A 19747-nucleotide genomic window follows, 5' to 3' on the forward strand; every position below is an offset into this window, starting at 1 on the left:
GCCTTTGCCCGATTTGGGCCCAATCAGGAGATTTCCATGGCGACGCAAGCCGTTTCCGACGCCGATTTCGACACCGAAGTCCGTCAAGCCTCCACCCCGGTCGTGGTTGATTTCTGGGCTGAATGGTGCGGCCCTTGCCGTCAGATCGGCCCTTCGCTCGAAGAGCTGTCGGCCGAATATGGCGATCGCGTGAAAATCGTCAAAGTGAACGTTGATGAGAACCCGGAAACCCCGGCAGCTTTGGGCGTTCGCGGTATTCCTGCGCTGTTCCTATTCAAGGACGGCGAGGTCGTATCCAATAAAATCGGCGCGGCCCCGAAAGCGGCGCTGAAAGCATGGATTGACGATTCGATCTGATTAAAATCGACGATCAAGCAGATTGAAGGGCGGCGGTCAGGGCGACCAGCCGCCCTTTTTCATGGCACGGCGGATCTGATCCTTGGCGTCGGGCGCGGTGGCATTCACCACTTTCATGCGCAGAAACCAAAACAGATAGCGCGCGAAATCAGGGCGGTGGTGCGGTGCTTGGGCCAGCGCCTCTGATGCGCCAAGCTCGGATACATTCAGCGCGATATGATGAAAATCCGACTGGCCGAACAGAACGGCGGGTTTGTTCAGCAAGAAGCCCTCGAAGGCGACAGCGCTGTTTTGGGTCGCGACAAAGGCGCATTCACGCAAAAGCTGCATCGTATTGCCGCCGATGGTCAGATTGGCATGGCGCGCCGCCACCGCCTCAAGGGCCTCACGGTCCTGCGGGCTGTAATATTCCTTGGGATGATAGGTCGCGATGGTTGGGCGGCCCGTCGCGGCCACGGTTTCCACCATCTCGACCGGGCTCATGGTCTGAAAGGAACGGCAGGCCCGGATGCGGCCCTGTAGCGGCACCAAGGCATAATCCCCTTGCGAGGGCTCAGGGCCGGGCAGGACACGGTCGCGCAATCTTGGCGTGAAATAGGCGGCTTTGGCGGGATCGACATGGTCGGGATAGAAATCCGATTGTGCGACGTCAAAGCGCCAGCGCTGCGCCACCGGCTCGATTTGCCAGAAGGGATAGAAATAGGCGCGGCGAAAGGTCAGGGCGCGGTCATGGGTCGGGGCTTCCATGTGAAAAAGCGCGTGGCCGGCGCGATAGGGGGCGGCGGCGCGTGCTTGATCGCTGACCTCGTGCCATTCGACGTGCCAGCCGACTTCTTCAACCGCATCTTGCAGTTGCTTGAGGAAATTGAAGCTGCCAGCCCGTGCCGTCGCCAGCATGGCTGCCTCGAGATAGACATCTAAACGCCTGGATTCGCTCATATGTTGAAGACTAGTCGTTGGTCGCGGCTTGCGAAAGCCCCGAGGCGGCCATATTTCAGCCGCAACGAAGGAGTGAATGACATGGCCGAAGACAGTTTTCCCGGTTGGCACGGAACGACCATTCTGGCGGTGCGTCGCAATGGACGCGTGGTCGTTGCGGGGGATGGGCAGGTCAGTGTCGGCCCGACCGTCATGAAAGGCACGGCCCGCAAGGTGCGCCGCCTGTCGCCGGGCGGACGCGATGTGGTGGTGGGCTTTGCCGGCTCGACGGCCGATGCCTTCACGCTGCTGGAGCGGCTGGAAAAGAAATTGGAGGCCCTGCCCGGGCAGATGGCGCGCGCCTGTGTCGAGCTGGCCAAGGATTGGCGCACCGATAAATATCTGCGCAACCTTGAGGCCATGCTGATCGTCACCGATGGTGTCGATATTTTTGTCGTGACCGGCGCAGGCGATGTCCTTGAGCCCGAACATGATGTTGCGGCAATCGGATCGGGCGGTAATTTTGCCTTGGCGGCTGCGCGCGGGCTGATGGATGGCGAAGGCGATGCCGAGACGATTGCCCGTAAGGCGATGAAGATTGCCGCCGATATCTGCGTCTATACCAATGGTAATCTGACCGTTGAGGTTTTGGGTGGCTAAGGGGGCTCTGCCCCCGTCCTGCGGACTCCCCCGGGGTAATTGGACATGACAGAGAACAAGCCCGCATTGGGCGAAGGCGATTTGCGGGCAGCGGTTGCGGCAGGGATCTTGAGCGAGGCACAGGCGGCCTCGGTCATGGCGCTGGCCGCGCAGCGGTTTGCGGGACGGCCTGAGGCTGATGATGAGGCCTTTGAGCTGTTTCGGGGCTTTGCCGAGATCTTTGTCAGTCTGGGCTTGCTGATCTTGATGGCCGGGTTGCTGGTTTTGGCAACGGCGGCGGACAGTCTGACCGGTTTCAGCATGATCGGGGTGATCGTCAGCATCGCGCTTGCGCATTACTTTACCCTGAAGCGGCGCATGGTTTTGCCATCGATCCTGTTGGTTTGTGCCTATGCCATTTCGGGCTTTGGCGTGATCTTGGGCCTGATGCTGGATCGCTGGGGAATATCGCTAGAGCCGCAATCGGCGATGGTTGTCATCTCGGGGACCATGATGGCGGCATTGGCCGCGTGGTATTGGCGCTTTAAGCTGCCATTCACCATGCTGCTGATCGCGCTTTGGGGCTTTGTCTTTTCCGTTGCGCTGATTGCCCCCAATGATCTGAGCCGGCTGTTTGACGCGGACGACCTAATCGAGGGTTTGCGCCTCACGGGGGCCTCGCGCTTTGGTCTGGCGACGCTTCTGGCGGGGCTGGCGGCATCGGCAGGCGGGCTGTGGTTCGACCTGAGGGATCGTTTCCGTCTGGGCCGCGCGGCGGCCTCGGGGTTTTGGCTGCATTTGGTCGGGGCGCCGCTGATCGTCAATACGCTGGCGCAGACCGCGCTGACGATGGGCGACAGCCACGGGCATTTGCCGCTGGCCCTGGTTTTGGCGGTGATGACGCTTTTTGCGCTGATCATTGATCGGCGCAGTTTTCTGACTGCGGGGCTTGGCTATCTGATCTGGCTGATCTGGGCGCTGGCTTACCGCGATGGTGCGGGACTTGATTGGCCCGCGATTTTGATTTTGATCGGCGGTGCGGTCACTGCCTTGGGGGCGTGGTGGGTGCCGCTAAGAGCGGCGCTGATGCGCGCCCTGCCTGAGTTTCCGGGCAAGGACCGCCTGCCTCCCTACCTAAAAGGTGCAAGATGACCGACCTGACCCCGCGCGAGATCGTAAGCGAGCTTGACCGCTTTATCATTGGCCAGAAGGATGCCAAGCGGGCCGTGGCTGTTGCTTTGCGCAACCGCTGGCGTCGCAAGCAATTGGGCGACGATCTGCGTGATGAAGTCTATCCCAAGAATATCCTGATGATCGGGCCGACCGGCGTTGGTAAAACCGAAATCAGCCGTCGGCTGGCCAAACTGGCACGCGCACCCTTTCTGAAGGTCGAGGCCACCAAATTCACCGAGGTTGGCTATGTCGGCCGCGATGTCGAGCAGATCATTCGTGATCTGACCGATGCCGCCATCGTCGAGACCCGTGCGCGGATGCGTGAAGAGGTCAAGGCCAAGGCCTATCAGGCGGCTGAAGATCGCGTGGTTGCCGCTTTGGCCGGTGAAAACGCCCGCGAACAGACCCGCGAAATGTTTCGCGACAAGCTGAAGCGCGGTGAGCTGGACAAGACCGAGATCGAGCTTGAAGTGACCGATAACTCTAGCCCGCTTGGCGGCATGGAGATCCCCGGTCAGCCGCCGGGCGCGATGGGCGGCATGATGGATCTGTCGGGCTTGATGAAGGCGTTTGGCGGGCGTCGTGTGCGCCGCAAAGTCACCGTCGCGGACAGCTATGACCTGCTGATCTCGGAAGAGGCTGACAAGCTGCTGGATGATGAGATCGTCAAGGCGGCGGCGCTGGAATCGGTGCAAGAAAATGGCATCGTCTTTATCGATGAGATCGACAAGGTGGCAGCGCGTTCCGATGTTCGGGGCGGCGATGTCTCGCGCGAGGGTGTTCAGCGCGACCTTCTGCCTTTGATCGAGGGCACGACGGTTTCGACCAAATATGGCCCGGTCAAAACCGACCATATTCTGTTCATCGCAAGTGGTGCTTTCCACATCTCGAAACCCTCGGATCTGCTGCCCGAGCTTCAGGGTCGTCTGCCGATCCGTGTCGAGTTGCGCGCTTTGACCGAAGAGGATTTCGTGCGCATCCTGACGGAAACCGACAATGCCCTGACGCGCCAATATACGGCGTTGATGGCCACGGAAGGGGTCGCCGTGACCTTTACGCCTGATGGGATCGCGTCTTTGGCGCGCATCGCGGCAGATGTGAATGGTTCGGTCGAGAACATCGGGGCGCGGCGCCTGTACACCGTGATCGAGCGCGTCTTTGAAGAGCTGTCCTTTACCGCACCAGACCGCTCGGGCGAGGCGGTTCAGGTCGATGCGGCCTTTGTTGAAAAGCATCTGGGCGATTTGTCACGTTCGACCGATCTGTCGCGCTACGTTCTTTAACCGTCGCTGAACCTGGCCTTGGGGCGGGGCTTGACGCCTGCCCCAAGGCTGTTTCCTGTCGCGGAACCTTGCCGCCTCTGTGCCGTTATTTGGTTAACGAAATGGGGGCGGATGATGCGTTATCTTCTTGGGATTATCATTTTTGCGCTGGATGTCTGGGCGATCGCCTCGGTCATCAACACCAATGAATCGGGTCAGAAGAAGCTGATCTGGGTTTTGGTCATCGGCTTTTTGCCCGTTGTCGGCCTGATTGCCTGGTGGTTTGCCGGACCAAAGGCGAATTACCGCGGCGGGGTCTGACCATCGGCTTTGCGAGCGTTCACTAAAGTGACGTGGTGAAATCTGTTTTCTTTCTGACAATCGTTTGGCATGCTCCCCGCGAGCCGCGAGTGAGGGTGCCATGCTTCGCAATTACCTGATCTTTTTGACGATTGCAGTGACTGCATGCGCCCCGCGAGGCGAAATTGTGATGGCGCCTGAGGCGGCGGCAATCGGCAATGTTCAGGAAATTTTGGTCGGTACGACGCGCGGCCCGGACAATAAGCGCAGTGAAACTGTGCATTTTGGCCGTGTCGATGTCTCGGTTCCCCCGGAACGCGAGCCCGGAACGATCAAATATCCGCCCAAGAACGGCACGCCGGATCTGCGGCGGGAATTTGTGGTTACTCAGCGGCTTGAATATGCCGATGCGCGCGCCTTTCGGCAGGCCCTGTCGAAAGAGCTGTCCCGTCAGCCCGCCAGCCACCGCGATGCGGTCCTTTTCGTTCATGGCTATAACAACACCTTTGCCGAAGGGTTGTACCGCTTTGCCCAATTCGCCCATGACCTGAATATGCCGGGGGTCGAACTGCATTTCGCCTGGCCATCCCGAGGCCAGCCTTTGGCCTATGCGGCGGATCGCGATTCGGTTTTGTTCTCGCGCGACGGGCTAGAGCAGATGATCACCGAAACCGAGGCGGCAGGCGCGAGGCAGGTCATCCTTGTCGGCCATTCAATGGGCGCATCGCTTGTGATGGAGACGCTGCGCCAGATGGCGATCGGCGGCAAACGCAAAGAGCTTAGCAAGATCGGCGGCGTGATCCTGATGTCGCCCGATATTGATGTCGATGTCTTTCGCATGCAGGCCAAGGCGATCGGCGAGCTGCCGCAGCCGTTTTTGATTTTCACCTCGACGCAGGATAGCGCGCTGAAACTGTCGGCGCGCCTCTCGGCAGAGCCCGAGCGGCTGGGCACATTGGCCGATCCCCATCGCGTCTCGGATCTGTCGGTGACGCTGGTGGATGTCGGGGCGTTCAATACGGGCGACGGGCATTTCAACGCGGCGACTTCGCCTGCGCTGATCAGCATTCTAAGCCGCGTCAGCGATCTTGGCTCGGCATTTGCGGGCGATGTCGGTGGCAGGGTCGGATTGTTCGCCGGCGCCGCTCTGACGGTCGAGCGCGCTGCGCAAGTCGTCTTGCTGCCGGATCAATATGCGGCCGATTACTTCCGCAGATAGACGTAATAGGCGCCCTCGCCGCCATGGCTGCGATGGGCGGGTGTGACCTGCAATATCACCGAGGCCAGAGGTGCCATGTGCAGCCAATGGGGCACGTTGTGGCGCAATGCGCCGGGCCGCACCGGCAGGGGCGCATCAGGCCCACCCGCTTTGCCCTTGCCTGTGATCACAAGAACCAGCCGGTAGCCGCGGGAATGCGCGCCCAGAACAAAGCTGATCAAGGCAGGTTGGGCGATTGCCAGCGTCATACCATGCAAATCGATCCGCGCCTCGGGGCGCAGTTTGCCGCGTGTCATCTGGCGGTGGGCCTTGGCATCCATGCGCAATGGCTGTTCGGCCAGACGCTCGGCCGGAGCAGGCGCCAGATCGCGGCTGACACGCCCGCCCGTGCCAGGCTTTCCATGCCCAGAAGCAGAAAGCGAAAAGCCACCGATGCGAAAGGCCGGTGGCAAGCTGGGGGGTGGTGGCACAGGCACAGTCGCAGCCCTGGCAAGCACCGGTTTGGCCGGAGGCTCGGGCTTGGGGTCTTTGCGCAAGGGCTGAAGCGGCTGAACCGTTGCCGCAACGCGGGACCATAACGACTTGTCTTCGGCCGTCAGGCCCCGTTTGCGGCTCATAGGATCAGGCCGTGGCGACAAGCTGCCAGTTGGGGTCGTCTTGGCCCATGTGGCGGGCAAAGGTCCAATTATCGCGCTGTTTGCGCGTGGCTTTGCCCTCGCCATCGACCAGATTGCCATCACGATCGCGCGTCGTGATCTGCAATTCACCGACCAGACGCACCGTGATTTCGCCAAGACCGCTGGCCGGGTCGAACTCGGCCCCGGCAAGGGCGGTTTCGCGGGTGCCCAGATAAACGGCCTCGGTCACCAGCCCCTTGGCTTTGCGATCAGCAATCACGCTGTCAAAGGCTTCGGCGACCTGAGGGGCCAGAAAACCGCGCACCTCAGAGATATCGCCGCGCTCAAATGCCAGCAGGATCATCTCATAGGCGCCTTTGGCACCGTTCAGGAAGGGGCCGACCTCAAAGCTGGGCTCGACGCGCTTCATGGCGCGCAAGGCGGCGGCGGCGGGGCTGCCCGGCTCGGCATGATCCAGAATATCGCTTTCGTCAGCGTTGACGGTGCCTTCGACCACGTCGAAATCACGGCGCTGAACCGGCTCGGGTTGGGCCGAGGGCTCAAAGCCGTCACGGGTGCCCAGAACATTGCGCAGACGCAAGATCAGGAACACGGCAATTGCGGCCAGAACGATAAGTTGCAGAAAGGCATTGGACATCTGTGAACCTTGGCAGCAGTTGGTTTCGGCGGGATCACTCTCTATGTAGGGTTCAGGTCGTGACAAGTCTAGTTTCGGCGAAGAATTCGGCTGCACCAAACCGCGGTCAAGGAGAGTGAACATGAGGCTGTTCTGGGCATTCCTGCTTTTGCCGATCATCGAGATCGCGCTTTTTGTGGTCATTGGCGGCGAAATCGGCGTCTGGGCGACGCTTGGCTGGATCATATTGGCAGGGGTCTTGGGGATGGCGCTGATCCGTCAGCAAGGGGCGCAGGCCGCACTGGATTTCCAGCAATCGCTGCAACAATTGCGCGATCCAAGCGAAAGCATGGGCCAGCGCTCGCTGAAGATGCTGGCGGGTGTGCTGCTGATCGTGCCGGGCTTTTTCACTGATTTCCTGGCGCTGCTGCTTTTGGTGCCGGGCGTTCGTCGGCTGATCCTAAGCCAGATTGCGGCAAAGGCGCGCACCGCCCATGTCAGCTTTGGATTTCCCGGTCAGGAAGCCCGCAATCGCGATGCGGGTGTGATTGATGGCGAATATGTGATCCAGGATGATCCCTATGTGCCGCAATCGGGCAAGACCCTGCCCGGCCCCGATCATGACGATGACCTTGGAAATTCTGGCTGGACGCGGCATTGAGCGCCTCGTCGCGCAATGCTAGAACCTTGGCAATTCCAAGGAGGATAGTATGAGCGACGAGACCACCAACGGCGCAGGCGCTGCAGCCCCACAGCAGGCCGAGCCCGCAGCCGTTCGCATGCAGGTTCTGACGCAATATGTGCGCGACCTGTCGTTCGAGAATGCAGTTGCGCAAAAAGGCCTGCCTGGCGGCGATGTGCAGCCCGAGATCAATGTTCAGGTCAGCCTGGATGCACGCAAGCGCCAGACCGAGAACCAGTTCGAAGTCATCACCAAATTCCGCGTCACCTCGGTCAACTCGTCCGACAAGACGCCGCTGTTTTTGTGCGAGCTGGATTACGGCGGGATTTTCCACATTGAGGGCGTGCCCGAGGATCAGCTGCATCCGTTCCTGCTGATCGAATGCCCGCGCATGCTGTTTCCCTTCGTGCGCCGCATCATTTCGGACATGACGCGCGATGGCGGCTTCCCGGCGTTCAACATGGACCCGGTCGATTTCGTCGCACTTTACCGCCAGGAAATCCTGCGTCGCGCCCAAAGCGAAAAGCCCGCAGACCTGCCGCTGTCCTGATCAGCGACATTATCACGACGCCAAATGGGGCCGCGCTGGACAACAGCCGCGGCCCCTGTGATTTTCAAAGATTGCGCAGCCGGGTCATCGGCTGACTTTGGTGGACATTGGGGGCGGCATGGCAAAGCGGGCTAAGCGAGCATGGCAGCGGATGTTATCGGGGCGCAGGCTGGATCTGCTGGACCCGACGCCGATGGATATCGAAGTCGAGGACATCGCCCATGGCTTGGCCTTTGTGGCGCGCTGGAATGGGCAGACACGTGGCGATTGGGCCTATTCCGTGGCCGAGCATTCCGTGCTGGTCGAGGCGATCTATAGCAAGCTGCAGCCCTTGGCCGAGCCGCAGTGGCGGCTGGCGGCGCTTTTGCATGATGCCCCCGAATATGTCATCGGGGATATGATCTCGCCTGTCAAAGCGGCCCTAGGTGCCGAATATGGCGAGATGGACAGCCGGATTGCCGCAGCGGTGCATCGCCGCTTTGGCCTGCCCGCGCAAATCCCTGCGGCTGTCAAACGCGACATCAAACGCGCCGATCGCATTTCGGCCTGGGCCGAAGCGGTTCAGATCGCGGGCTTTTCACGCAGCGAGGCGGATCGGTTGTTTCCAATTGCCGATGGGGAGATGCCCCAAGACCTTTCAATAAGATTACGCCCACCGGCGGAAAGCCGGGCGGCGTTTCTTGAAAGGTATTCAGACATCATGAAATTGATGGATCAATAATCTTTCGATTCATCAGCTGTCTAAAAAGAAACAATCCCGCCGAATGGGCGGGATTGTAATTCAGATTTCCAATTCGCCAAGATCTTGGCCGGCATCCAGGTATTCCTGAATCCAACGCGGCTTGCGGCCACGCCCGCTCCAAGTTTGGGTGCTGTCTGCGGGATTGGCGTATTTGGCTGCGACCTTGGTCTTGGCCAGTTTAACACCGGTGAGTTCCGACAGGTTGAAACCGTGCTCGCGTGCAGCGGATTCAATGGCAGCAATCGCCTCTTTGCGGCGGCGATCTTCATAGGACGAAATGGCGCGTTCGACTTTGTTGCGCAGATCGCGCAGTTCGCTCAATGAGAGAGCATCGAGATTAATAGACATTCCAAATCCCGGAATTATTGGTTGTGAGGATCAGATAATACAGGAACCCCAGCAATTACAATAGCGCCGCGTTATTTAGGACTTCGTTTGGCTAAAATCCGCTGCAATGTCCGGCGATGCATATGAAGACGCCGCGCCGTTTCACTGACATTGCGGTCGCATTGTTCAAAAACGCGCTGAATATGTTCCCAACGGACGCGATCCGCAGACATCGGCGCCTCGGGCGGAGGGGGCAATGTTTCGCCGCGCGCCAATAAGGCACGAGTGACATCATCAGCATCCGCGGGTTTTGAAAGATAATCGGTCGCGCCCATTTTGACGGCGGCAACTGCGGTGGCAATCGCGCCATATCCGGTCAGGACCACAATGCGGGCATCGCTGCGCGCATCGCGAATGACATCGACCACATCCAGGCCATTGCCATCTTCCAAGCGCAGATCGACCACCGCATAGGCGGGCGCGCGCTGCGCAATTGCGTCGCGGGCGGCGGCGACCGAATTGACCGGCACAACATCAAAGCCGCGTTTTTCCATGGCGCGGGCAAGCCGCGTCAAAAAGACTTCATCATCATCAACCAAGAGAAGGCTGGGATCGGGACCGATATCGATTGTGTTCACGGATCAAAAGCTTTCACGGTTTGGCGAATGCGGCAAAGAGTATGAAGCTTTGCCGCATCAGTCAAAGTTAGCGCTGCGCAACTAGCTAGCAGCTTTAACAAAGCAGCCAACGCGATCCGCCATTTCCTCTGGAGTGACGTCACGTCCAAAAAACTCGACAGTGCCCTGGCCAGGCATGATCAGGAAGGTATTGGTCATGTGATCGACCAGATAGTTTTCACTATCATCCTGATTATTCAGTTTATAATAGGTGCGCCATCCTTTGGCGACAGCATCGATTTCCTCGGCCGAGCCGGTAAGGCCGGTCATATCGGGATATATGGCCTGAATGAAATCGTTGATTACGTCGGGTGTATCTCGTGTCGGATCGACCGAGATAAAGACCGGATTGACGTCAAAGCCACGCTCTTTGAGCAGGGCGGCTGCCTCGCCATTGCGGGCGGTATCCAATGGGCAGACATCGGGGCAGTAGGTATAGCCGAAATAAAGCAGCGAGGGTTTTGAAAAGACCTCTTTATCCGTGACGCGCTCATTGGATTGATTGGTCAAGGTAAAGGGCACGCCAAAGCTGTCCATGCCGCCGGCAACCACCGACTTCTGGCACTGGCCAAACTCATTTCCCGCTTGCTCGCGCGACAGCCAAAGCCCGCCTGTGATCAGAACCAGTGCGGTTGCGACTGCGCCCAAGGCAAGGATGCGTTTATCGGCGGCCATAGCTTTACTCCCTCTCGAATGCGGGCGCATTGATTGCCTATCCCGGCGCCAGTATCAATGCCCCGTCACGGGATCATATGCGGAGCGCAGCCTTGCCATTAGAGTTTGTTACCCGCCGGATTGCCATGCTTCCCGGTCAACCCGAGCCGGAGCCGATCCGTTTGCGCACGCTTTTAATGCTGCGCTGGGTTGCTGTTTGCGGCCAGCTTGGTGCGGTCGCGGCCGCCCTTTTCATTGGCGTTCACGTGCCTTTGGTGCCGGTTCTGGCGACTATCGCATTGACAATAATGCTGAATATCTGGCTGTCGCTGCGCCCGGCGCATCGTGTCTCTGATCGCGAGGCTGCTTTGCAGCTGGGGTTCGACCTTTGGCAGATCTCGACCTTGCTGGCACTGACGGGGGGCATGACCAACCCTTTTGCGCTTTTGGTGCTGGCTCCGGTCACGATTGCGGCAACCTCGCTTCCGGCGCGACATATGATCGCGCTTGGGCTGGCGACGCTGGTCATGGTCACGATTGCAGGGCTGGTCGCCGAGCCGCTTGGGTTTGAAACCGGCGGGGTTCTGGCGCTGGATGAGCCCTATCAATTCGGCCATTGGGTGGCCATCGTGATCGGCGTGGTCTTTCTGTCCTCTTATGCGCATCGGGTCTCCAGCGATCTGGTGACGACTTCGAATGCGCTTTTCGCGGCGCGCATGGCGCTGGAACGTGAGCAAAAGTTGCAGCATCTGGGAGGGGTGGTTGCGGCGGCCGCCCATGAAATGGGCACCCCCTTGGCCACCATCAAACTGGTCAGTGCCGAATTGGTCGATGAGCTGTCCGACATTCTGCCCTCTCGCCCCGATATTGCCGAGGATCTGGCGATCCTGCGTCAATCGGCAGATCGTTGCAGCGCTATCCTGAAATCGATGGGACGAGCGGGCAAAGATGATCTGCTGATTCGTACCGCCCCGATCGAGGATGTCCTGACCGAGGCGGCGCGCCCTCATATGGATCGCGGCATTGAAATCGTGATCTCGGCCTCGGACCCTACGCTTTCGGTCTATCGCGATGCCGCAATCATTCATGGCGTCCGCAACCTGATTCAGAATGGCGTGGATTTCGCGACACATCGCGTCGAAGTGCGGGCCGATTGGACCCCAAACGAGCTTTGCTTACAGATTTCCGATGATGGTCCCGGCTATCCACCCGCGATTTTCACGCGATTGGGCAGCCCGTTTTTAACCACCCGTCACCGTGCCGAGGATGGCCGGGGCTATAATGGCATGGGGCTGGGTCTGTTCATCGCCAAGACCCTGCTCGAACGCACGGGGGCCGAGCTGAGCTTTGCGAATTCTGGCCATGGGGCGGTGGCCTCGGTGGTTTGGCCGCGCCAAAGGATCGAAGCGGGGGCGCGCGGCCCCTTGGGTGAAAATCCCGAGATCCAGCTTTGAGGCCCCGATTTGGGCAGCGATCATTAACCTTTGTTTAAACTCAGCAAGGTATTTTCGCTTTAAACATCAGGAGCAACTGGCAAAATGGCAATTTCGCTTATTCTGGCGGTCTCGGCGGCGGTGGCCGCGGTTTTGTTGGCTTTTGCCCTGATCCAAGCGCTGGAGCCGCGCAAAAGTCAGCGAAAAGGCAGCGCGGGCACCCTGGAACGCGGGGTCGAGCCAATGGCGATGCTCTTTCGCAATTACCAACTGATCGACAGCACGCCGCCGGCCCGCGCTTTGTTGGATATCCTTCCCGGCGATGGAGAGTGGCAGCGCCTGATGGCTTGGGTGGCCATGCGCCTGCCCGAAGCAGGCGATGCTATATCGCGACTGGATGAAACCGGGCGTATCAATATTGGCGGCGACATCTATCGCGGCCAACGCCGTTTGCATGTGCTGATCGAGGCGATGGATGGCGAACATATCCGCGTGACGCTGCATGACCCCACCTGCGAGGCTGCGGGAACGGTTGTTGATGCTTTGACCCTGGCCGCGATGGAAGAAGAGCTAGAGATGCTGCGCTCGACCATGGACCGCTCGCCCATGTTGGCCTGGCGCGAAGATGGCGAGGGCATGGTGACCTGGGCCAACTCGGCCTATATCCAGATCGCCGAGCGGCAAAGCGAAGGGCAGACGGTCTGGCCGCTGCCTCGGCTGATCGAGCTTCCCAATCGCGCAGCCCATCCCGATGCCCCGCGCCGCGCGCAGGTTGTGGATGGTGCGCAGACGCTGTGGTTTGAATATCATGGCCGCGTGGTGGGCGATCATGTCATTGGGGTGGCGCTGCCCGCTGATGCCGCCGTCCGGGCAGAGCGCAGCTTGCGCGAATTCGTGCATACGCTGACGAAAACCTTTGCCGATCTTCCCATTGGTATGGCGATTTTCGACCGCGATCGCAGCTTGCAACTGTTCAACCCAGCCTTGATCGATCTGACGACACTCTCGGCCAGCTTCCTGACCGCGCGGCCGACTCTCTACGCCTTTCTTGACCGTTTGCGCGAAGCAAGGATGGTGCCCGAGCCAAAGGACTATCGCAGTTGGCGCAACCGCATGAGCTCGCTTGAGACGGCGGCGGCATCGGGGCATCACGTTGAGACATGGTCGCTTCCGGGTGGGCAGACCTATCGCGTTACCGGCCGCCCCCATCCCGATGGTGCGGTCGCATTTCTGTTCGAGGATATTACCTCTGAGATCTCGCTGACGCGCAAGTTCCGCTTGGATCTGTCTTTGGGCAAAGAGGTGCTGGATTCCCTACCCGACGCCGTGGCGGTTTTTGACGGCAACGGCCAGCTGGCCATGTCAAACCGTGCCTATGGCGATCTGTGGGGCGATGAGATCAAGGATGCGCTGAACGATCATCTGGGCGTATGGCAGGCGCGTGCCGGCGATGGGCCAGGCATGAGCGCGCTGCGCGCGGCCATGAGTGCGGCCGTCTTTGGGCAAGGCGGCAAAGAAATCGCAAGGGGCGCAATGGCTGGCCCATCGGGGCAGTTGCTGTCATGGACGCTGCGATTCCTAAGCGGAGGACGCGCTTTGGTGCGGTTTGAAGCGCCCTCGCCCGCGTTGACGCCAAATCACGAACAGGGCCAACAGCCGCTTCAGAAAGTCGAGAATTTACAGAATATGGCAAGCGCCACCGCAGGCAGCGCTTTGCCGGAACCCGATCAGGACCGTCCGGCCGCAAGGGCATGAACGGGTTAGTAATTGCCCGAAAGTGACAAACCGTCGGGCCAGCGCATATCGACATCCAGCTTGATGTCTTGATCGGTACCCGGCGCGATCGTTGAATCCCATTCCAATATGCCACGCTCGCCATCGCGGTCTTGCGTGGTGGGCTGGGGTTCGGCGCTCCAGCCGATTTTCAGATCCTCTTGTTTGGAAACAGGCACCTGGCCAATCACCCGAAGCGGCCAGCTTTCCCCGGTCAGGTTCTTGACCCGCAAGATGGCCGAGCGCGACTGTACATTCGACTTTGACAAGATGCCGCGATCCCCTTCGGCTTGTTTGGGGACCTGGTATTCAGCGATCAGCCCATCGATCGGACCAAAGCCCAGCTTAAGGCGATCACCAGGCGCGATCAGACCCAGATCGCCACGCCCGGCAAGCGTGCCAGCCAGGTAAAGCGTGACGGGGCCAGGCAAAAGGATCTCGTCTTGTGTATTCGTCGTTTCGGCAACCAGAAATGCGGTGGCGTCGCGCGTGGGTACGGCTTCGGCGCGGATGTCGGGGGCAAATGTGCGGCTGTCCAGTTCAAGGCGCAGCGCGTCAACGCCGTTTCGGATCGTGACCGGGGTCGGGTAATCATAGACCAGCGTGCCTCCGACCAGACGCGGAATGGCCGAGGTGGGCGCGGCCATCATTTCAGCCATCACCGGTGCGGCGGGCGCGATATCCATCGTGCGCTCAAGCTCGTCGCTATAGTCGATGCTGCTTTTGGCCGCGCTCTTTCTGGAATAGTCCGCGGCATGTTCGAAAATCGGGGCCAACACGCTGGGCGCAGTCTGATCCGAGGGGCGCGCCGTTGACAGCGATAGGCGAATATCACGCCAATCCTCGCCGGTGTTTTGCGCAACCATCATGCCGCGGTCCAATTTCAGCGAGGCGGCGGGCCGGTCAAGCCAGGCATCGTAAATGGGCTGCCAGTTGGCGTTTTGCGACAGGCTGGTAATCTCGACCTTTATTGGTTGGGCCGTGCTTTCAATCGCAATCACAAGGGTCTTGTGGTCCTCTTCGGGCGCGCGCAGGGCCTCGAGGCGGGCGCGGGCTGCGTCCAGCGCGGCTTGCTGATCGTCGCGTCCCTGCTCGGCGGTGCGGGCCTCGGTCTCGGCGGCAATGGAGACCTGGCGTGCCTGCAAAATCTGCGCGCCAACCGTTTGCGACAACTCGACGACATTGCCCTGAGTGGCATTATCCGATCCCGCCAGGGTTAGCAGGAATGTCACCGTATCGTCGGCAGCCTGTGCGCGCGCGCGAATTTCCGCGACGCGGGCATCGCGTGCGTTCAGGGCGGTTTCCAGGCGGTTCACCTCGGCCTCGGCAGCGATGACTTCGGGCGTTTTGCTGGGCGTGGCCGGAAGGGCGCGCCCCTCTTGCAAGGAGATCGGACCGATTGCAGCACCAGATCCGCTCACGCGCAACGTGGCCGGATCCGTATCAAGTGGCAGGCCCGCGATCACCAATTCATGTGCGCCCGCAGGTGGGGTCAAAGACAGCTCGCGGGTGATGCTGGCACCCCAGGGAAACATCGTGACCTGACGCACCGGGGCCGTTGCCTCGATTTGATCGGCCAAAGCAAAGGTGCAAAACGGAGCAAAGCTAAGGATGACTGCGGTCGAAATCAGGATATGACGCATCGAAAACCTTTGGACTAGGAACCAAGGAAACGCTGGGTCAAAGGCCGCAAAATAGCAAGAGGGCGCCCATCGGACGCCCTCATAGGTCGATCACGCTTTGGTCAGAGCCCATTGGGCGCGCCAAAAGCCTGCCCGAACTTAGCCTTTTTTCAGAACGCGATTGCCCAGAAGCTCGGCAATCTGAACCGCATTCAGCGCTGCACCTTTGCGCAGGTTATCCGAAACGCACCACAGGTTCAGACCGTTTTCAACCGTCACATCCTGACGGATGCGGCTGATGAACGTGGCGAAATCACCAACGCATTCGACCGGGGTCATGTAGCCGCCCGGCTCGCGCTTATCGATGACCAGAATGCCGGGTGCTTCGCGCAGGATGTCGCGGGCTTCGTCTTCGTCAAGGAAGTCCTCGAACTCGATGTTGATCGATTCCGAATGGCCGACGAAAACCGGGACGCGCACACAGGTTGCCGTCACCTTGATCGCGGGATCCATGATCTTTTTGGTTTCCGCAACCATTTTCCATTCTTCCTTGGTGTCACCACTGTCAAGGAAAACGTCGATTTGCGGGATCACGTTAAAGGCGATCTGGCGCTGGAATTTCTTGGCCTCGACCTCTTGGCCGGGGACATACAGACCCTTGGTCTGGTTCCACAGCTCGTCGATGCCCTCTTTGCCCGCACCCGAGACCGATTGATAGGTCGAGACGACGACACGCTTGATACGCGCGCGGTCGTGCAGCGGCTTGAGCGCCACCACCATCTGCGCGGTCGAGCAGTTGGGGTTGGCGATGATCATCTTGTTGCGATATTCGTCGATCGCCTCGGGGTTCACCTCTGGAACGATCAGCGGGATCTGCGGATCATAGCGGTAAAGCGACGAGTTATCGATGACGACGCAGCCCTGGCTTGCCGCGATCGGCGCATATTTCGCCGTCGCCTCTGAGCCGATGGCAAAAAGCGCCATATCATAGCCGGTGAAGTCAAAACCCTCGATGTCCTTAGTCTTCAGGGTTTTGTCGCCATAGCTGACCTCTGTGCCAAGGCTCCGGCGCGAAGCCAGAGCAATAACCTCATCAGCAGGAAACTGGCGTTCAGCCAGAATGTTCAGCATTTCACGACCCACGTTACCCGTGGCGCCGGCGACAACAACCTTGTAGCCCATCGAGGATCTCCCTTCCAAATAGGACGCTGCGATATAGGGCGTATTGGCGGAAAGGAAAAGCGAGATTTCGTCAATATGACTGGCAGAGCGGCAAAATGCTGTCATTCTGCCATGATTTTCGGCATAACGTCAGTTAGTGCCGGGCAATCCGGGGATCTTGGTCGATGAGGTTCTGAACCCATGACCCTTCGGCACTGAAATCATGGGGCACCTGTGCCGCCGTGCGACTGCCCGAAAGCGATTGCGAGGCGAAGAAATCAAAGCCGAAAAGATCCAGCCGCGTCAGGTCAGAGGCGGCCAAAAGCGCGATCATCATCGCCCCGGTGGTGGGTGGTGCGCCCAGCCTTTGGGCCAGCGCCGCATAGTCCGTTAACGGATGAAGGTAAAATCCAGGGCTGGTCGCGCTGCGAAAGTCCAGACGCTTGCGCTTGGGCGACATCCACAAGATCCGCGAAGGCGCGATCCGCCTGCGATCGCTGTCCGGCAGGCGCGTGGCCAATGCCAGCCAATCCGTGCGGGTGCCGTGGCTGCTCGGCTGCGGCATTGGTGCGCGGTTGATGCGGATCACCAGATCAGCCGCGTCGATCTGCGCGCCGTGCTGGGTTTCAGCCAAAGCGCGGGCATTGCCGATCAACGCGACGCTTTTTCCGGCCAGCTGCGCAAAAAGTTCGCTTTGCGGCACCGAAAGGCGTTGAAGGGCCGCCTCGTCGCGCAAAGTCCGCGCCAGATAAATCCCCAGGCGGGTCATTGCAAAAGGCCGCGATAGACGCCGACGATCGCCCGGGCCTCTTCTTCGATTGCATGGTTGGACACGACATGGGCGCGGGCGGCAATGCCTGCGGCCGCGCGGCCTGCGTCGTCATCAAGCCAGCGCGCCAGCGCCGCGCTTAGGGCATCGCCGTCATCTTTTGGGACCAAAGAGCCGGTAACATCTTCGCGGATCAGCGCCTCATAGGCACCGACGCGGCTGGCGACGGTGGGGATGGCGCAGGCCATTGCCTCTAGCGGGGTCAGGCCAAACCCCTCCCAGCGGGCGGGGGCCGCGAACAGATCCAATGCCTGATAATGGCGCACAACGTCCTGCCACGGAATTTCGCCCAGAAAACGCACGCGATCCTCAAGGCCAGCCGCGCGTAGCTTGGCCAGCAGATCATCGGCAAAGGCGCGGTTGTCAGCTGTGATGCGACCTGTGAAGATCATCTGGGCCTTGGGGCGGGTCGGAAACAGGCGCAATGCCGCCTCGACCAGCAAGTCCACGCCCTTTTGAGCGCGCACGCGTCCAAAGCAGCCGATCAGAACGGCGTCCGGGTCCAATCCAAGCTCGGTCCGCAACTGGCGCTTGTCCGTGGTCGGGTGGAAAATCTCGGTATCGACGCCGTGCAAGATGACGGTCGCTGGACGTTCAAGATAGCTTGCCGCTTGCGGCGAGGTTGCGATCAGCGCGTCTTGTTGACGGATCAGCCAGCGCGTGAAGCCGGTATGGTGGCGCTGCGCGGCCGAGGTGAAAAGCAGTCGGTACTTGCGCCCAAGAAGCCGCCGAAAGATCAGGCCAAGCGCCATTTCCGTATTGCGCCGGGAATGCCACACGCGCCAGCGATCGCGCGGCAGCGTGGCGGCCTTGCCAAGCGAGATATGTGGCAATTCGGGCGGCAGGCCCGGTCCGGTGGTGACGATATCGATCATCTTGCGCTGAACAGGGATCAGCCGCACGACGGTTGCGGTAACGCCCGACAGGCGCTTTTTCAGATTGGGCGCGACGACCTCTATTTCAGACATGGCGGTCCTCGGGGCTGAAGAGGTAAAAGATCAGGCCGATGATCAGCGGGATCAAGAAAAACATAAAGATATAGCTATAGGCCGCCGCCGGAGGGTGGCTTGCGGAAGCGTTCAGATAGACCGGGCGCGATAAGAACTGCATCACGCCCACGCCAGCGATAGACACCATGTTGAGAAAGGTGATGCCTCTGCCAACAAGATGTTGTGGTATGAAGGTCCGGCCATGTGCCATCAGCAATGAATAGCTGCTGTCAGAAATGCACACCATCACCAATAAAATCGCTGAAACTGTCAGGCTGGTTCCCGGCATCAACCACAGCGCGGTCAGGACACAGATCAGCAAGACCGTATTCGCAATCGAGGTGCGCTTATCCGATCCAAAGATGCGAACGACTCGTCCGACCGAGAGGTTGGCCGTGACCATCGCAATCCCCATCCCCAGCGTGACCCAGCCGATCAAGCGATCGGAGGCGCCATAGACCTCGGCCAGATAGGGGCCAGCCCAAAGACCACGGATGCAGGCCGATGCCGCATAGGTTACACCCAATAGCGGCAGGATAAAGCGCAGCTCGCGCACCTGGAAAAGCCCGCGCAACGACGCCTTGGGCAGGTTTTTGTCGACTTTGGGCGGGTTGGTGACAAAAATGGCGATCGTGGAGGCCACAAACAACGTGATGGCGGCCAGTGCCCAAAGCGTCGGTCGCCAGCTGATTTCCCCGATGACCCAGACCAGGGGCGCCGCGCCCAACATATTGCCAAGCGAGCCGATCCCGACCACGGCGCCGCCCGCCGTGCTTAGCGCTGCCGAGGGCAGCGTGCGTGCAAAAATATAAAAACTGCCCATCATCACGGGTGCGCAGCCAATACCCAGAAGTGCCATTGCGATATGCAGATGCCAGGGCGCGGTTGCCATGGCAAAGACCGCGGCGCCACCTGCCCCGCCAAAAGCCAGCAAGGCCGAGACGGTCTCACGGGGCCCAAAGCGGTCAAGCGCCCATCCGACCGGCAGTTGCACCGCCGCGAATGAGATATACCAAAGCCCCGATGACAGCGCCAAATCCGCCGGTCCTGCGCCCAGTTCGGCATGCAGGGTCGGTGTCAGGACGGCCAGAAATGCCCGATAAAACTGGCTCATCGTATAGCCAAGGATCAGGCTCATGATCCCCGGTGACATAATCCAGCGCATTTTCCCTCCGGGTGTGATTGC

Annotated in this window: 22 protein-coding genes; 11 read left to right on the forward strand and 11 right to left on the reverse strand. The window is 60.0% G+C overall.

Annotated elements, in window-relative coordinates; translation table 11 throughout:
* The first annotated feature begins 36 nt into the window (after positions 1 to 36).
* Positions 37 to 357, forward strand: coding sequence for a thioredoxin (trxA, locus tag RTS12_RS00375; protein ID WP_312524622.1), 321 nt, complete (start codon positions 37 to 39; stop codon positions 355 to 357).
* Positions 358 to 393: 36 nt separating this feature from the next.
* Here trxA and RTS12_RS00380 read toward each other — a convergent pair whose 3' ends face one another.
* A complete protein-coding gene (locus RTS12_RS00380; RefSeq protein ID WP_312524623.1) occupies positions 394 to 1296 on the reverse strand; it encodes a hypothetical protein in 903 nt (300 codons plus the stop codon).
* Positions 1297 to 1377: 81 nt separating this feature from the next.
* On the opposite strand from RTS12_RS00380, the gene hslV reads away from it, so the two are divergent.
* From hslV to RTS12_RS00405, 5 genes are all read left to right on the forward strand, one after another.
* Entirely contained in the window at positions 1378 to 1935 is a 558-nt protein-coding gene (gene hslV / locus RTS12_RS00385; RefSeq protein ID WP_312524624.1) for an ATP-dependent protease subunit HslV, read from the forward strand.
* 45 nt (positions 1936 to 1980) lie between these two features.
* Entirely contained in the window at positions 1981 to 3066 is a 1086-nt protein-coding gene (locus tag RTS12_RS00390) for a hypothetical protein (RefSeq protein ID WP_312524625.1), read from the forward strand.
* Complete coding sequence (gene hslU, locus RTS12_RS00395) at positions 3063 to 4370, forward strand: ATP-dependent protease ATPase subunit HslU (protein ID WP_312524626.1); 1308 nt, start codon at positions 3063 to 3065, stop codon at positions 4368 to 4370. The genes RTS12_RS00390 and hslU overlap by 4 nt, the downstream gene beginning before the upstream one ends.
* Positions 4371 to 4484: 114 nt before the next feature.
* Complete coding sequence (locus tag RTS12_RS00400) at positions 4485 to 4670, forward strand: PLDc N-terminal domain-containing protein (protein WP_312524627.1); 186 nt, start codon at positions 4485 to 4487, stop codon at positions 4668 to 4670.
* A gap of 169 nt (positions 4671 to 4839) precedes the next feature.
* On the forward strand, positions 4840 to 5868 hold the full coding sequence (locus RTS12_RS00405) for an alpha/beta fold hydrolase (RefSeq protein ID WP_312524628.1): 1029 nt from the start codon (positions 4840 to 4842) through the stop codon (positions 5866 to 5868).
* Here RTS12_RS00405 and RTS12_RS00410 read toward each other — a convergent pair.
* Both RTS12_RS00410 and RTS12_RS00415 read right to left on the reverse strand, forming a co-directional pair.
* The gene (locus RTS12_RS00410) at positions 5853 to 6485 is read right to left on the reverse strand and encodes a Smr/MutS family protein (RefSeq protein ID WP_312524629.1); all 633 of its coding nucleotides are present in this window, start codon (positions 6483 to 6485) and stop codon (positions 5853 to 5855) included. The two genes, RTS12_RS00405 and RTS12_RS00410, sit on opposite strands and share 16 nt — an antisense overlap.
* A gap of 4 nt (positions 6486 to 6489) precedes the next feature.
* Complete coding sequence (locus RTS12_RS00415; RefSeq protein ID WP_312524630.1) at positions 6490 to 7143, reverse strand: Tim44/TimA family putative adaptor protein; 654 nt, start codon at positions 7141 to 7143, stop codon at positions 6490 to 6492.
* A gap of 121 nt (positions 7144 to 7264) precedes the next feature.
* Here RTS12_RS00415 and RTS12_RS00420 point away from each other — a divergent pair, with 121 nt between their 5' ends.
* From RTS12_RS00420 to RTS12_RS00430, 3 genes are all read left to right on the forward strand, one after another.
* Positions 7265 to 7783, forward strand: a complete 519-nt coding sequence (locus RTS12_RS00420) for an FxsA family protein (protein ID WP_312524631.1) — start codon at positions 7265 to 7267, stop codon at positions 7781 to 7783.
* Positions 7784 to 7832: 49 nt separating this feature from the next.
* Positions 7833 to 8354, forward strand: a complete 522-nt coding sequence (gene secB / locus RTS12_RS00425) for a protein-export chaperone SecB (protein WP_312524632.1) — start codon at positions 7833 to 7835, stop codon at positions 8352 to 8354.
* A gap of 118 nt (positions 8355 to 8472) precedes the next feature.
* Positions 8473 to 9075, forward strand: coding sequence for an HD family hydrolase (locus RTS12_RS00430; RefSeq protein ID WP_312524633.1), 603 nt, complete (start codon positions 8473 to 8475; stop codon positions 9073 to 9075).
* A gap of 60 nt (positions 9076 to 9135) precedes the next feature.
* On the opposite strand, the gene RTS12_RS00435 is transcribed toward RTS12_RS00430, so the two are convergent.
* The 3 genes from RTS12_RS00435 to RTS12_RS00445 all read right to left on the reverse strand — a co-directional run bounded on the left by RTS12_RS00435 (position 9136) and on the right by RTS12_RS00445 (position 10775).
* Positions 9136 to 9444 carry an H-NS histone family protein gene (locus RTS12_RS00435; RefSeq protein WP_312524634.1) on the reverse strand — a complete coding sequence of 103 codons (309 nt, stop codon included), beginning with the start codon at positions 9442 to 9444 and terminating at the stop codon, positions 9136 to 9138.
* Between the two features lie 71 nt (positions 9445 to 9515).
* Positions 9516 to 10061 (reverse strand): ActR/PrrA/RegA family redox response regulator transcription factor, encoded by a 546-nt coding sequence (locus RTS12_RS00440; protein ID WP_312524635.1) that lies wholly within the window; start codon positions 10059 to 10061, stop codon positions 9516 to 9518.
* An 81-nt stretch (positions 10062 to 10142) separates the two neighbouring features.
* On the reverse strand, positions 10143 to 10775 hold the full coding sequence (locus tag RTS12_RS00445) for an SCO family protein (RefSeq protein ID WP_312524636.1): 633 nt from the start codon (positions 10773 to 10775) through the stop codon (positions 10143 to 10145).
* Positions 10776 to 10867: 92 nt separating this feature from the next.
* On the opposite strand from RTS12_RS00445, the gene RTS12_RS00450 reads away from it, so the two are divergent.
* Together RTS12_RS00450 and RTS12_RS00455 are read left to right on the forward strand one after the other, a co-directional pair.
* Positions 10868 to 12208: an ActS/PrrB/RegB family redox-sensitive histidine kinase gene (locus tag RTS12_RS00450; protein WP_312524637.1), complete on the forward strand. Its 1341-nt coding sequence runs from the start codon at positions 10868 to 10870 to the stop codon at positions 12206 to 12208.
* An 84-nt stretch (positions 12209 to 12292) separates the two neighbouring features.
* Entirely contained in the window at positions 12293 to 13942 is a 1650-nt protein-coding gene (locus RTS12_RS00455) for a PAS-domain containing protein (protein ID WP_312524638.1), read from the forward strand.
* 5 nt (positions 13943 to 13947) lie between these two features.
* On the opposite strand, the gene RTS12_RS00460 is transcribed toward RTS12_RS00455, so the two are convergent.
* The 5 genes from RTS12_RS00460 to RTS12_RS00480 form a co-directional block, all read right to left on the reverse strand.
* Positions 13948 to 15603 carry a DUF4139 domain-containing protein gene (locus RTS12_RS00460; protein ID WP_312524639.1) on the reverse strand — a complete coding sequence of 552 codons (1656 nt, stop codon included), beginning with the start codon at positions 15601 to 15603 and terminating at the stop codon, positions 13948 to 13950.
* 138 nt (positions 15604 to 15741) lie between these two features.
* Positions 15742 to 16764 (reverse strand): aspartate-semialdehyde dehydrogenase, encoded by a 1023-nt coding sequence (locus tag RTS12_RS00465; protein ID WP_312524686.1) that lies wholly within the window; start codon positions 16762 to 16764, stop codon positions 15742 to 15744.
* Positions 16765 to 16897: 133 nt separating this feature from the next.
* A complete protein-coding gene (locus tag RTS12_RS00470; RefSeq protein ID WP_312524640.1) occupies positions 16898 to 17512 on the reverse strand; it encodes a glycosyltransferase family 29 protein in 615 nt (204 codons plus the stop codon).
* Positions 17509 to 18540: a glycosyltransferase family 4 protein gene (locus RTS12_RS00475; protein ID WP_312524641.1), complete on the reverse strand. Its 1032-nt coding sequence runs from the start codon at positions 18538 to 18540 to the stop codon at positions 17509 to 17511. The genes RTS12_RS00470 and RTS12_RS00475 overlap by 4 nt, the downstream gene beginning before the upstream one ends.
* On the reverse strand, positions 18533 to 19726 hold the full coding sequence (locus RTS12_RS00480) for an MFS transporter (protein WP_312524642.1): 1194 nt from the start codon (positions 19724 to 19726) through the stop codon (positions 18533 to 18535). Before RTS12_RS00480 ends, RTS12_RS00475 begins: the two co-directional genes overlap by 8 nt.
* Between the last annotated feature and the right edge of the window lie 21 nt (positions 19727 to 19747).

The sequence above is a fragment of the Paracoccus sp. (in: a-proteobacteria) genome (assembly GCF_032007265.1).
Taxonomy (GTDB): domain Bacteria; phylum Pseudomonadota; class Alphaproteobacteria; order Rhodobacterales; family Rhodobacteraceae; genus Paracoccus.